The organism is Leptolyngbya sp. FACHB-36 (genome assembly GCF_014695955.1).
Lineage (GTDB): Bacteria > Cyanobacteriota > Cyanobacteriia > Leptolyngbyales > Leptolyngbyaceae > FACHB-36.
In genome coordinates this window covers 1-12,749 of sequence record NZ_JACJPG010000326.1, presented here as the reverse complement: position 1 = coordinate 12,749, position 12,749 = coordinate 1, and the positions used below count along the sequence as shown (strand labels likewise).

Annotated in this window: 13 protein-coding genes; 8 read left to right on the top strand and 5 right to left on the bottom strand. The window is 50.6% G+C overall.

The window, feature by feature from the left end:
- Positions 1 to 70: 70 nt before the first annotated feature.
- Complete coding sequence (locus tag H6F43_RS09035; protein WP_006635641.1) at positions 71 to 166, bottom strand: photosystem II reaction center protein T; 96 nt, start codon at positions 164 to 166, stop codon at positions 71 to 73.
- A 126-nt stretch (positions 167 to 292) separates the two neighbouring features.
- Entirely contained in the window at positions 293 to 1,825 is a 1,533-nt protein-coding gene (psbB, locus tag H6F43_RS09030) for a photosystem II chlorophyll-binding protein CP47 (protein ID WP_190342457.1), read from the bottom strand.
- A 582-nt stretch (positions 1,826 to 2,407) separates the two neighbouring features.
- Here psbB and H6F43_RS09025 point away from each other — a divergent pair.
- The gene (locus H6F43_RS09025) at positions 2,408 to 2,743 is read left to right on the top strand and encodes a 2Fe-2S iron-sulfur cluster-binding protein (RefSeq protein ID WP_190342494.1); all 336 of its coding nucleotides are present in this window, start codon (positions 2,408 to 2,410) and stop codon (positions 2,741 to 2,743) included.
- Between the two features lie 126 nt (positions 2,744 to 2,869).
- The gene (gene psbM / locus H6F43_RS09020; protein WP_190342456.1) at positions 2,870 to 2,986 is read left to right on the top strand and encodes a photosystem II reaction center protein PsbM; all 117 of its coding nucleotides are present in this window, start codon (positions 2,870 to 2,872) and stop codon (positions 2,984 to 2,986) included.
- A 74-nt stretch (positions 2,987 to 3,060) separates the two neighbouring features.
- Here the strand turns inward: psbM and H6F43_RS09015 are convergent, their stop codons facing one another.
- Positions 3,061 to 3,429 carry a hypothetical protein gene (locus H6F43_RS09015; protein ID WP_190342455.1) on the bottom strand — a complete coding sequence of 123 codons (369 nt, stop codon included), beginning with the start codon at positions 3,427 to 3,429 and terminating at the stop codon, positions 3,061 to 3,063.
- A gap of 471 nt (positions 3,430 to 3,900) precedes the next feature.
- On the opposite strand from H6F43_RS09015, the gene H6F43_RS09010 reads away from it, so the two are divergent.
- The 5 genes from H6F43_RS09010 to H6F43_RS08990 all read left to right on the top strand — a co-directional run bounded on the left by H6F43_RS09010 (position 3,901) and on the right by H6F43_RS08990 (position 9,589).
- On the top strand, positions 3,901 to 4,734 hold the full coding sequence (locus H6F43_RS09010; protein ID WP_190342454.1) for a photosystem II manganese-stabilizing polypeptide: 834 nt from the start codon (positions 3,901 to 3,903) through the stop codon (positions 4,732 to 4,734).
- A 461-nt stretch (positions 4,735 to 5,195) separates the two neighbouring features.
- Complete coding sequence (locus H6F43_RS09005; RefSeq protein WP_190342453.1) at positions 5,196 to 5,981, top strand: RNA polymerase sigma factor SigF; 786 nt, start codon at positions 5,196 to 5,198, stop codon at positions 5,979 to 5,981.
- A gap of 782 nt (positions 5,982 to 6,763) precedes the next feature.
- Entirely contained in the window at positions 6,764 to 7,630 is an 867-nt protein-coding gene (gene bchL / locus H6F43_RS09000; protein ID WP_190342452.1) for a ferredoxin:protochlorophyllide reductase (ATP-dependent) iron-sulfur ATP-binding protein, read from the top strand.
- Between the two features lie 25 nt (positions 7,631 to 7,655).
- Positions 7,656 to 8,141: a DUF5331 domain-containing protein gene (locus tag H6F43_RS08995; protein WP_242025451.1), complete on the top strand. Its 486-nt coding sequence runs from the start codon at positions 7,656 to 7,658 to the stop codon at positions 8,139 to 8,141.
- 47 nt (positions 8,142 to 8,188) lie between these two features.
- Positions 8,189 to 9,589, top strand: coding sequence for a ferredoxin:protochlorophyllide reductase (ATP-dependent) subunit N (locus H6F43_RS08990; RefSeq protein WP_190342451.1), 1,401 nt, complete (start codon positions 8,189 to 8,191; stop codon positions 9,587 to 9,589).
- Between the two features lie 160 nt (positions 9,590 to 9,749).
- On the opposite strand, the gene trmB is transcribed toward H6F43_RS08990, so the two are convergent.
- Entirely contained in the window at positions 9,750 to 10,382 is a 633-nt protein-coding gene (gene trmB / locus H6F43_RS08985) for a tRNA (guanosine(46)-N7)-methyltransferase TrmB (protein ID WP_190342450.1), read from the bottom strand.
- Between the two features lie 77 nt (positions 10,383 to 10,459).
- Here trmB and H6F43_RS08980 point away from each other — a divergent pair, with 77 nt between their 5' ends.
- Entirely contained in the window at positions 10,460 to 11,605 is a 1,146-nt protein-coding gene (locus H6F43_RS08980; protein ID WP_190342449.1) for a metallophosphoesterase, read from the top strand.
- Here the strand turns inward: H6F43_RS08980 and H6F43_RS08975 are convergent.
- A partial coding sequence (locus H6F43_RS08975) for an FIST N-terminal domain-containing protein (RefSeq protein WP_190342448.1) occupies positions 11,565 to 12,749 on the bottom strand: 1,185 nt, incomplete at its 5' end. The two genes, H6F43_RS08980 and H6F43_RS08975, sit on opposite strands and share 41 nt — an antisense overlap.

Genomic DNA, 12,749 nt, shown 5'->3' with positions numbered 1-12,749 from the left:
AGTGGAAGACCTAGCTCGTGCAATACGAGCTAGGTCCAGTCAAGCAAACTGCTAATGCCTTGAGATTGAACTACTTTCCAATCCGGGGCGGCTCTCGAAACGCGATCGCGAAAAAGAGAACACCGATCGCCAAAGCCAGAATCAGGATGTAAGCAACGCTTTCCATATCAGAAATTCCTAACGGTTCATCCAACAACAGTCTATCAAGCAAACAACAAGAGGGATTGAACGAGTGCCGATTCTAGAATCTAACAGAACGCTGAATCCCTCCTGAAATCGTTAACCCGTTGCCTTATACAGGCTCTTTGCGGCGGCTAGTTCTATCACCAACTTTCTGATAGAAGCCCCATTCCACTTGCTCCTCGGACAGGTCAGGGTCAATGCCCGCGAACACATCCCGGAAGAGGGTGCGTGAGCCGTGCCAGATGTGACCGAAGAAGAAGAGCAGGGCAAAGGTAGCGTGAGCAAAGGTAAACCAACCTCTGGGACTGGTGCGGAACACACCGTCAGAGTTGAGGGTTTCCCGATCGAACTCAAAGGGTTCACCGAGCTGCGACGCCCGAGCGAACCGCTTCACAGTTGCTGGGTCATCAAAAGTTTGACCAGCCAGAGCACCGCCATAGAAGCTAGCCGTTACGCCAGCCTGTTCAAAGCTGTACTTTGACTCCGCCTTACGGAACGGAATGTCAGCACGGACAACGCCATCCTTGTCTGTGAGAATTACGGGAAAGTTCTCAAAGAAGTTTGGCAAACGGCGAACATTGAGTTCTCGACCTTCACCGTCTGTGAAAACGGGATGACCCAACCAAGCTTGAGGGATGCCATCGCCTTTGTTCATCTGACCTGTACGGAACAAGCCACCCTTGGCAGGGCTGTTGCCAACATAGTCATAAAACGCAAGCTTCTCAGGAATATTTGACCAAGCCTCAGCCAAGGCTACGCCATCTGCAAGATCTGCTTGAACGCGACGCTCAATTTCCTGCTTGAAGTAACCGTCATCCCACTGATAGCGCGTGGGACCGAACAACTCGATCGGAGTTGCCGCATTGCCGAACCACATCGTTCCAGCAACCACGAAGGCAGCAAAGAACACAGCAGCAATACTGCTAGACAGTACTGTCTCAATGTTCCCCATCCGCAACGCCTTGTAGAGCCGCTCTGGTGGACGAACGCTCAGGTGAAACAGCCCTGCGATGATGCCAACAATGCCTGCTGCAATGTGGTGAGCAACAATACCGCCTGGGTTGAACGGGTTAAATCCAGCCGGACCCCACTCTGGAGCAACAGGCTGAACGCTGCCGGTCAAGCCGTATGGGTCAGACACCCACATGCCCGGACCAAACAATCCTGTTAGGTGGAATGCACCAAAGCCGAAGCAGAGCAAACCAGACAGAAACAGGTGGATACCAAACATTTTGGGCAAGTCGAGAGCTGGTTCGCCCGTACGTGGGTCTCTAAAGAGTTCTAGGTCCCAGTAAACCCAATGCCAGCAAGCTGCCAAAAACAGAAGACCAGACAAGACGATGTGGGCAGCTGCAACGCCCTCAAACGACCAAAAACCGGGGTCAACAGCAGATTCCCCAGTGATTCCCCAGCCGCCCCAAGATTGGGTAACACCCAAACGCGCCATAAATGGCAGAACGAACATGCCCTGACGCCACATAGGGTTCAGGACTGGATCGCTGGGGTCAAAAATAGCTAACTCGTAAAGCGCCATAGAACCTGCCCATCCTGCTACCAGAGCAGTGTGCATCAGGTGGGTGGCAATTAGTCGTCCTGGATCATTGATCAGGACAGTATGAACTCGGTACCAGGGTAGTCCCATCGACTACGCTCCTCCTTGCTAAATCTAGTTCAACGCCTTTCTAAGCATTTTATTAAAGTGATGGATCTTGGTAAATGATCAATCCATCCCTACAGAAACCTTGCGTTCCCAACCGTACTCAGCCCCAACCTTACAAGCGAAAGTGAGTCGCTATCTGACAGCACGATCGCGAAAATGAAAGTGTATAAAGAAGTGTAACCAGTGTTAGGGGCTATTGCAAGCAATTTTTATGCCTTGCAACACTGTGCGTACTATAGGAAGCCTGTTCATTGCGGTGGCTCTGCTCGACCTCTTCAAAACTGAATACTGTAGAAAAGGCGATTGCCCGCGCTTGCCGTATAGGGCAGCATTATTCTCTGTACCCGCATTCTTAAGCAAAGCTAATTTCCGTTGTGGAATTGAGCTTAAGATAGCAGGTAACAACCTTGTAAACTGACTTTGCTTGTTCGTTAAGTTTTATTAAAGTATTCTTGAGTAGAACTTGCTAAGTCAGCCACTTACCCTTTCCTTTTTTGTCCTATGGAAGAACTAGCAAAGCCCCTAGAAACAGACGTTCCGGATTTAGAGCCATTACAACCAACGATGCCGCAGTCAAACGCTAACCAGCCTAAGCAATTTAAGTCGGGCATTATTAAATTCGTTAAGGAAAACCGCGAGGTCATCGTTGCGGACGGAGCCAACCTGCGATTTAAGGCGCTAGAGAACAATATTGATCTCTATACCTTCATGGGCAAAATGATGAACTGCGGCGGGTATGGGCAGTGTGGCACCTGCGTCGTGGAAGTTGTCGAGGGAATGGAAAACTTGTCGCCCCGCACCGAGGTTGAAACTCGCAAGCTGAAGAAGAAGCCAGCAACTTACCGACTTGCCTGTCAGACGATGGTTCATGGTCCTGTAAGCGTGAATACGAAGCCTTAACGCTGCAACGACAGTGGCGATCGCTCAAGCAGCAGCGGTCAAGCAGTAGCAATTTGGCGGGTTGTCCTCAACAGAGCAGTGGTATCCTAGTGGTGTCGATCCTGAAGTGATTGGTAGGCAGGTTTTATGCAAGTCAACGATCTGGGCTTTATTGCTAGCATTCTGTTTGTGCTAGTTCCGGCAGTCTTCCTGTTAATTCTCTATATTCAAACGGCAAGCAGTCAGACGAACAAAGACTCCTAACGCAACGGTTGAAATCATTTCTACTAGCGTCAAAGGCTCAAACCTTTGACGCTTCATTTGTTGATATGCTCGATTTATTGAGCAGTAGTGTCTTTTGGGTTGGGGGCTTGAGTTGCCTCAACTAACACCGACAAGTCACCGTTTGCCTCTGTTGAAATGTTCTTTAGCAGCAGTTGCAGCTTCATTCGGTGGATGTATGGCCATCCGCCCACCGTCTCAATGTCTTTCAGCAAGCTATACAACGCTTGGCGATTATCGGGAAGAGACTCCTGAAATAAGCCCTCCCGAATTTCCTGATGCAGGCTCTCAAGCAGTCGTAGAAGTGCTAAAAGTTTAAGGCTGTCCCCTCGGCAATGTTGAGCTAGCTCTCGAACGCTGCTAGCTGTTGCTTGCAGGTTTAACTCTAGCCATGCTTCTGATCCAGCACGCTTTGCATCAACCATGACCGCTGCATTCCTAATAGACCGTCTCACCCAATTTAGCGAAGTTCTGGTACCGAAACAATTTTTTACAGTTTCTTGATATTTGTACCATGTCAGTGGCACCCATTCTTGCGGTGCCCCGTTGCTGAACACCGATCGTTTAAAGTCTTTCGTGCAATAGTCTGGGCTAGAGTTTGAGCGGTCTAATTTGTGCTGCCAAACAAAGTAAATGGGACATTGCCATGTAAAATGCTGTATGAAACCATTGTTAAATCACTCCAGGAATCACAAGAATTTAGTCACGTGTGGAGGTGGTTTAACGAACCTCTCTAGTAGAGGGCTACCTCAAATGCTTATTATTTAAGCGGTTGCGAGGTCAGAATCTTCCTGTCTCTTCTTGATGTCAGACGTGATTCTACTCGTTGTACTGGAGACTGTTAAACCCAAATCTGGATTGCACTGGCAAAGATTATATCGATATTGAGGTTGTCCATGAGGTACCGTGCTCTAATCGCTGCACTATTGGCGTTCTGCTTCAGTTTTGTGCTAACTGCTTGCGCGGGTGACGCACAGGCGACCAGTCGAGAGTCGCTAACCTACGATCAGATTCGAGGCACTGGCCTAGCAAATTCATGTCCTTTACTTGAGGAAACAAGCCGCGGCTCAATTCCGATCGAATCTGGTAAATCCTACGTGTTGACGGGTCTGTGTCTACAGCCGACCACGTTCTTTGTAAAAGAAGAAGGTCAGAATAAGCGGCAGAAAGCTGAGTTTGTTCCTGCCAAGGTCATGACCCGCTACACGTCATCGATCGACGCTGTACAAGGCAAGTTGAACGTGAATTCGGATGGAAGCTTAACCTTTGAAGAAGAAGACGGTATTGACTTCCAGCCAATTACTGTTCAGCTTCCCGGTGGTGAGCGAGTTCCCTTTCTATTTACTATTAAGAGTCTAGTTGCTACCACGCAACCAGGCGCAACCAGCATCAATACATCAACTGATTTTGAAGGCGTATTCAGAGTACCTTCTTACCGGACTTCTAACTTTCTTGATCCGAAAGGTCGCGGTTTGACTACTGGCTACGACAATGCGGTTGCGTTGCCTGCTCAGGCAGACAGTGAAGAACTGCGTAAGGAAAACGTTAAGCGCTTTCAGATGGACAAGGGTAGAATCTCTCTTCAAGTCTCGAAGATTGACAGCGTGACTGGCGAAGTTGCTGGAACCTTCGAGAGTGAACAACCTTCTGAAACCGATATGGGTTCCCGCGAGGCAAGTGATGTCAAAATTCGCGGTCTGTTCTACGCGCGAGTTGAAGCTGCTGCATAAGCTTGGTAGGCATTCACAGCCAACGCGATCGGTTAACCGATTCGATACAAGCAGCTTTTCACTCCAATAATCCACAAAAAAGGGGCTGAACGCCCCTTTTTTGTGGATAATCTCTATCATGCATTGATGGAACGATCGTGATACAGCTTTTCGTGAGGTTCAATATTTGCAGAAAACCGATCAAGTTCGTTTTACACAACGATTGGTTCCGTAAAAATGCCGTTGTGAATTAGCTGTAATCAGAATAAGTTTAGTTTGCAATCAAAAGAGTATAAAGCAGATAGCGATTCTGAGTCTCGATACTGTGCTTACTGAAGCTTATCTGTCTTGTCTTGGTCTAGTGAATCTTATTTGCTTAAAAATCGCTTAGTCTATGCTCTACGTCACAGTCTTTTGCTGATTTTTGAGCAAAACTCAGTTAGCGCCTCTTCGGTTACTTACAGTTCTTACTGAAACTCGTCATGTCCATCACCGCGAACTACGAACTAAAAAGCGAGAGCCTTCAACTCTTGCGAGACTACCAACAGACCTTGTCTCCTGAGGCCCGCAATCGATTAGTAGAACTCAATTTTGGGCTGGTTCGCAAGGAAGCGCACCACTGGATTAATCAGTGTACAGAGAGCTATGAAGACCTAATTCAGGTGGGCTGCATTGGTTTAATTCACGCGATCGAGCGGTTTGACATGTCGAAGGGGCACGCCTTCAGTTCGTTTGCCGTTCCGTATATTCGCGGCGAGATTCAGCACTACTTGCGGGACAAAAGCCCATCTGTACGAATTCCTCGTCGTTGGCAAGCGCTTCATCGGCAAGCCATTTGGGTGATTCGAGAACTGCAAACAGAATTGCGCCGATCGCCAACCGATTTAGAAATCGCAGCTGCGTTAGAGATTAGCGTGTCGGAGTGGCAAGAGATTAGGCTAGCGTGCCAAAACCGGACGCTGCTTAGTTTAGATGCTCCTCTAGGTGATGAAGAGAGTGGAGGGGCGTCATTAGGAGAAATTGTTCCCGATAGTCGCTATCGCAGCTTTCAGTTAGCACAGGAAGATCAGATTCGGCTGCAACAGGCGTTGATTCGTTTGGAGAAACGGACGCGCGAGATTCTGGAGTTCGTTTTCCTACACGATCTAACTCAAAAAGAAACGGCTGAGCGTTTGGGCATTAGCGCTGTAACCGTATCGCGTCGGGTAAAGAAGGGATTGAGTTCCCTACAAAAATTTATGGTGGGCAGCGAAGACGACCTGTATTAGTGATACCTGCCACGAGAACTGCCTTTTTTCAGTCGATCGCGAGTAACCGCGATCGACTTTTTGCTTTTAGTCATTGTGCCTAGCGAAGCTAGAACTGAGCAAGCTGGAACGGCAATTGGAAGCGCACCAACAAAAAGTTCAGCATTTTTAACAAAGAGTTGAGCAGGGTCGCTGAGTACGCTCCAAGCTAAGAGCTTGGCTCATCAGATCGCCGCTGCGACGATCGCAGATAGGACGCTTCCCATTTCAGCGTGGCCTACAGAATCTACCCTTGCGCCCTCCCGGTCAGGGAAGAGGAAACTCTAGCCCCTCTCCACTTCGGGATGAAGAGGGGCTGACTGTTCCTCAATGGAGCGAATTGCTCGTAGCACCCGAACCGTAAGTAGAAAGGCAAGATTGAAGTGCATTGGTTAAGCCTTTCAAATAAGCTCTCAGAAATAGTTAGCGGCTATCTCTTAGTTTGTCTATTGTTCCCACTTACTATATTGATGGCCCTAAAAACTACTCAGCTGGTGTTTATGCTGATGAATACTGAACTAATCTAAAAACGGTCGGACTGATTAGTTAGAGCAGTTCTCGCACAGAAAAGCTTGTCAACTTACTTGAAGCTCCTCTTTCTTTCCTCCTGAAGTTCGACCATAATGCTGACATGGCGACCCAGCAAGCAAGGATGACTAAAAATCTACTGAGAGAAGGGAATTCATCGATCGGTGATCCAGCACTTCAGCAGATTTAGTCCGATCGCCCGAAACAAGACGGACAATTGGTAGGAGACAACCAGAGTGAAACTCGCAGTTTACGGCAAAGGTGGCATCGGTAAGTCCACGACCAGTTGCAACATTTCTGTAGCGCTTGCTCGACGCGGCAAGAAAGTCTTACAGATCGGCTGTGACCCGAAGCACGACAGCACCTTTACGCTGACGGGCTTCCTGATTCCAACGATTATCGACACACTGCAATCGAAGGATTATCACTACGAAGACGTTTGGCCTGAAGACGTTATTTACAAAGGCTACGGCGGCGTGGACTGTGTAGAGGCGGGTGGACCGCCAGCAGGCGCTGGCTGCGGTGGCTATGTGGTAGGTGAAACGGTAAAGCTGCTGAAGGAACTGAACGCCTTTGATGAGTACGACGTCATTCTATTCGACGTGTTAGGCGACGTGGTATGCGGTGGTTTTGCGGCTCCACTAAACTATGCAGACTACTGCATGATTGTGACTGATAACGGATTTGATGCACTGTTTGCGGCAAACCGAATTGCTGCATCGGTGCGCGAGAAAGCCCGAACTCATCCGCTGCGGCTGGCTGGATTAATCGGCAACCGCACGGCAAAGCGCGATTTAATTGACAAATACATTGAGTCGGTTCCGATGCCCGTTCTAGAAGTGCTGCCGCTAATTGAGGACATCCGCGTCTCTCGAGTGAAGGGCAAGACGCTGTTTGAAATGGCAGAGTCTGATCCGTCTCTTAACTACGTCTGTGACTACTACCTCAACATTGCTGACCAGATTTTGGCGCGTCCTGAGGGCGTGGTGCCAAACGACTCCCCCGATCGCGAACTGTTCTCGCTGCTGTCTGACTTCTACTTAAATCCGAAGACGCCTAAAGTTCGGACTGAAGAGGAAGAGTTGGATCTGATGATGGTCTAACGAAACACGTTGGACGTTTTACGCTATGAGTTATGAGTTACCTGATGTGACTGAAGACTCAGAACTTAAAACTCCAACGAAGGTTATGAATATCGAGCATTTGCGTCAGTCTCTGAAGGATCGGTGGCTGAGCTATTACGAAGAAAACCGTTCCTGGCTAACCCGCTTAGGGGTTTGGGTTAATTGCGAGGGACAGCGCCGCCCGTCTTCTAGCTTCATTTTGGCTACTTTGTCTGTTTTGGAGCCGCAGCTTACCCAACTCCTACCGCTGATTGTGGACCTCAGCAGTAACCCCGATCGCATCGTGATGGCATTAGGTCTTAACTTCAATCCTGATGAACAGCTAGAGGCGATCGCGCAGAACAACGGCACTAAAGAGATTGCAGACAGTTCGGCAAAAAGACTGCCTGCCGCCACGAACGATCGCTTGCCTCCCCGAAAAGCCGTCAACGTGCACTCGCGCATGGATGAAGCGTGCGGAGGGGTTAGGGGCGATGAGTACCCAGCTTGACATCCTCCACGACTCCAACGAATTAACTCCAGAGAGGAACCTGAACCATGACCCTTGCTGAAACACAGCCGCAAGCGCTGACTTTTGAATGTGAAACTGGCAACTACCATACGTTCTGCCCAATTAGCTGTGTGGCATGGTTGTATCAGAAGATTGAGGACAGTTTCTTTCTCGTCATTGGAACCAAAACTTGCGGCTATTTTCTCCAGAACGCGATGGGCGTCATGATCTTTGCTGAGCCGCGCTATGCAATGGCGGAACTCGAAGAAGGCGATATCTCCGCCCAATTGAATGACTACGAAGAGCTGAAGCGGCTGTGCTTGCAGATCAAGCGCGATCGTAATCCCAGCGTGATTGTCTGGATCGGCACCTGCACCACCGAGATTATCAAGATGGACTTGGAGGGCTTAGCGCCCAAACTCGAAACGGAGCTTGGGATTCCGATCGTTGTGGCTCGCGCCAACGGTCTCGACTACGCCTTTACTCAAGGCGAAGATACTGTGCTGGCAGCAATGGTGCACCGCTGCCCCGATAAAGCTCCAGAAACTGAGAAAGAAGAGCGCAACGCCATCTCAAAGCTGCTGAATTTTGGACGCAAGAAAGAAGAAGTCGTCGCAGAAGAGGCTGAGTATACTGACCATCCACCACTGGTGCTGTTTGGCTCTTTACCTGACCCAGTTGTGACGCAGCTAACGTTAGAACTGAAGAAGCAGGGCATTAAAGTATCTGGCTGGCTCCCGTCCAAGCGCTACACCGAGCTACCCGTGATTGAGGAAGGCTACTACGTGGCAGGGGTGAATCCATTTTTGTCCCGCACGGCTACGACTTTTATGCGGCGACGCAAATGTAAACTGATTGGCGCACCGTTCCCGATCGGTCCTGATGGCACTCGCGCTTGGATTGAGAAAATCTGCTCGGTGTTTGGGATTGAACCAAAAGGACTGGAGGAGCGGGAAGCGCAAGTTTGGGCGAACCTAGAAGATTATCTGACGCTGATTCGTGGCAAGTCGGTTTTCTTTATGGGCGATAACCTGCTGGAAATTTCTCTTGCTCGCTTTCTGATTCGCTGCGGCATGACCTGCCCCGAAATCGGCATTCCCTACATGGATAAGCGGTATCAAGCGGCAGAGCTGGCGCTGCTGGAGAAGACGTGTCAGGAGATGGGCGTGCCCCTACCCAGAATTGTTGAGAAGCCGGACAACTACAACCAGCTTCAGCGCATCAATGAGTTGGGCGTGGATCTGGTGATTACGGGCATGGCTCATGCAAATCCGCTAGAAGCGCGAGGCATCAATACCAAGTGGTCGGTGGAGTTTACGTTTGCTCAGATTCACGGCTTCGGCAATGCTCGTGACATTCTGGAACTGGTGACTCGCCCGCTTCGCCGCAACAACAGCCTCAAGGATCTGGGCTGGGATAAGTTGGTGAAAGAAGACGCAAAGGTTTAGTCAGCGCTGACCTCAGCGAGGTTGATCATCTCGATGATTGGGGTAGGCATCACCTACCCCAATCTTTTGTTTTTTAGAGGTAATTCTTGCATAATCTCTAACCGCCCGTTGGGCGGTTCTTCAGAAGATTCAATCTCCAAAATCTAGACCAAGGAATAGCCTACACTCGATCGAACACCACACGATACACAGGTTCGCCGCGCTCCAATGTAGACGTTTCCCGCTCGGTGGGAACTGTCAGCGGATTAACGGCTAGCCAATCGTGCTGCTGGCGCTGAAAGGCAGAATGCTGATCAAAGCGATCGCGCATTTCCTCAGCGACTTCCAAAACATCAGACTGAAGAAACACCGTGCCACCGCTAACCAAAAATTCCGCTAGCTCAGTCACGAGTTCCGGCTGCACCACACGTCGCTTTTGCTGCTTGCGCTTGAACCACGGATCGGGAAACTGAATGCTGACTCTTTGCAGTGTGTTCGGTGGAACCGATGTCAAAATCGGACGCAGAGAATTATTGACGTTGCAGAACAGGTAGTGCAAATTGTTCAAGCCTGCCTCGGTTCGCCAATTGTTCGCTTGGTCTACTAGCGGCTCCCGAATTTCTAATCCCAAAAAGTTCCAGTCCGGCTGCACCTGCGCCAGCGTAAGCAAAAATCGCCCCTTGCCGCAGCCAATGTCTAAATGTAGCGGCTGATCTGGCTGGGCATAAACGGTCTGCCAATCTGGTGGACTGACGGGCGTTTGGTATTTCTTGCTAAGGGGATTAACGTGCTCGCGTACTCGAACGACCGACAACAGGACCTCCTAAAGGTAAAGAGTGAAGGGGAGCTAGCTTCTTACCCACTCCCCACTTCCATAGTAGATTGGAAGGCATGAGCCTTCATTTCCGATTTGCGATCGTTAGCGATCCTCACATTGCGCTGCCGCACACAATTTGGGAGCATCCAAACCGTTTTCATCTTGTGGAAGTCAGCATTCCAGCGATCGAAACCATTTTTGAGCGTTTGAGCCACCTCAATCTGGATTTTTTGCTGCTGCCAGGAGATTTGACGCAGCACGGAGAGGCAGAGAACCATACGTGGCTAGCAAAGCGTCTGGCACAACTGCCGTATCCAGCCTACGTGATTCCGGGAAATCACGACGTTCCCGTGCTGCACAGCGATGGTCGATCGATCGGCTGGGCAGACTTTCCCCACTACTACACGGCGTTTGGCTATGACCAGCCAGAGCAGCTCTACTACACTCGATCGCTCTTGCCGGGAGTACGCCTCATTGGGTTGAACTCGAATCAGTTCGATGCAGAGGGTAACCTGATTGGGCGGTTAGACGACGCGCAGCTAGAGTGGCTGCGGCAAACGTTAACCGAATTTCGCCACGACTTCATTCTGGTGATGATTCATCACAATGTTGTGGAGCATCTGCCGCAGCAGTCGCACCATCGACTGGGGCGGCGGTACATGCTAGAGAATGCGCCTGCGCTACGATCGTTGCTGCGCGAGTTTGGCGTCCAACTGGTATTCACCGGACACCTGCACATCCAGGACATTGCGGTTGATCAGGGAATTTATGACATCACGACTGGATCGCTCGTCAGCTATCCCCATCCGTATCGCGTACTGAGTCTGCATGACGACTATGGCGATCGCTGGCTGCAGGTCGAGTCCAGTCGGGTTGAGTCGGTTCCCGGCTGGGAGACGCTACAGCACACGTCGCGGGAATTTATGAGTGAGCGATCGCATCCGTTTATCATTCGTCTCTTGACCGACGCACCGCTGAATTTGTCTGTTGCCGAAGCCGAAAAGCTAGCTCCTGATTTGCGCTACTTCTGGGCAGACATTGCTAACGGTGACACCGTGTTTGACCTTGCCCACTTTCCTCCTGCCGCTCGCCAGTACTTTGAGCGCTTTGGAGCCGTAAAGCGTGACGGAACTCCCCATCCGATCGACAATATGGCAAAGCTATTGTTTCGTCAGCGCATTAGTCAGTGCGCTGACGAAACATGCCAAAAACTGAAGTGAAGCCGTGCAAGAACGTACTGCTGCCAACTGGACCAATCTCCCCATCGCAGAAAAAGCCGCTAAGTGGCACCCTTGCAAGATAGCGGTGAAACAGGCGCGAGTCGAAATTTGGCTCTCCGTACAGTCCTTCGCCGCGTCCCAAGCAAGAAAACATCAGCGCCCCGGCTGGTGAAGCTACATCCGTTTGTCGATAGCGCTCTAGCAGCACCTCCAAATCTTCGGCAGAGGCTTGCGCATCCCGAAGATGGAATTGAATCCGCTGACCCGGACGAATCCGATCGCCAATTGCGATTGCGCCTGCGTTGGGATCGACTCCTAGCAGAGTGCGAATCAAGAAGTCTCCTGGCTCCAACGTCTGCTTAAAGGCGCTTTGGGCAATTCCAATGAAGAGAAAATTCTGCGCCAGCATCCGGTCCTCCTCGCTAAGGCTCTGAATTAAGTCCCGCAGCACTTCTAGCGGAGTCTGTCGATCGGCAACCGAGCAGCTACTGCTAGTGGCATCCGTGCTAGGGACAAATGCTTCTAGACCCAGCAGAATATTGCGCTCGCTCTCGGTCACCACGTACGGCTGACCGATCGGGCGACAGCCCTGCGCCACAATGGTTTCCACCACAATATTGCCGCTGAGAGCGACTCCTACAGTCCCCGATCGATAAAGGGAGTAATTCTGGAATACCGCACTTCTGCCACTGCCGGAGCCACCGCTTGCCAAGCCTCCCACCTTCAACGAGCCTGGATAGGCGAAATCAATTCCCTGTAGTAGATCATTTAACCGCGTCGAGAAGGGGTCTGCCAGCAAAACGAAGTGGGGTTGGCTTTCAGGGTCCACTCCAATCAGGCGAATCCAAGCGTCGGGCGAGCTATCTAAGTCCGGAAGCTCATCCGCATCGAGGTGAAAGGTATGAACCGTCACCCCTGGTAGCGCTGCTAGCGTCAAGCTGAGAGCGGCTTCTCCTTCTACTTCTTGCGCAGGACTACCGATCGGTGTTCCAATAATTCCGCCGCCAGCGCAGCCAATCAGAGGCAATCCAGGCAGACGCGCTTGCAGGAGCGGCATGAGCCGGGAATATTCGCTAGCGAAGGCAGAGGAGATGAAAACCAGCCCAAGGTCGGCGCGGGTGGGTAATGCTGCCTGTGCCTGTTG

Bases quoted from the DNA above. Each gene is read 5' to 3' on its own strand.
- H6F43_RS09035 (WP_006635641.1), bottom strand. From the start codon at position 166: ATGGAAAGCGTTGCTTACATCCTGATTCTGGCTTTGGCGATCGGTGTT.
- psbB (WP_190342457.1), bottom strand. From the start codon at position 1,825: ATGGGACTACCCTGGTACCGAGTTCATACTGTCCTGATCAATGATCCA.
- H6F43_RS09025 (WP_190342494.1), top strand. From the start codon at position 2,408: ATGCCGCAGTCAAACGCTAACCAGCCTAAGCAATTTAAGTCGGGCATT.
- psbM (WP_190342456.1), top strand. From the start codon at position 2,870: ATGCAAGTCAACGATCTGGGCTTTATTGCTAGCATTCTGTTTGTGCTA.
- H6F43_RS09015 (WP_190342455.1), bottom strand. From the start codon at position 3,429: ATGGTTGATGCAAAGCGTGCTGGATCAGAAGCATGGCTAGAGTTAAAC.
- H6F43_RS09010 (WP_190342454.1), top strand. From the start codon at position 3,901: ATGAGGTACCGTGCTCTAATCGCTGCACTATTGGCGTTCTGCTTCAGT.
- H6F43_RS09005 (WP_190342453.1), top strand. From the start codon at position 5,196: ATGTCCATCACCGCGAACTACGAACTAAAAAGCGAGAGCCTTCAACTC.
- H6F43_RS08995 (WP_242025451.1), top strand. From the start codon at position 7,656: ATGAGTTATGAGTTACCTGATGTGACTGAAGACTCAGAACTTAAAACT.
- H6F43_RS08990 (WP_190342451.1), top strand. From the start codon at position 8,189: ATGACCCTTGCTGAAACACAGCCGCAAGCGCTGACTTTTGAATGTGAA.
- H6F43_RS08980 (WP_190342449.1), top strand. From the start codon at position 10,460: ATGAGCCTTCATTTCCGATTTGCGATCGTTAGCGATCCTCACATTGCG.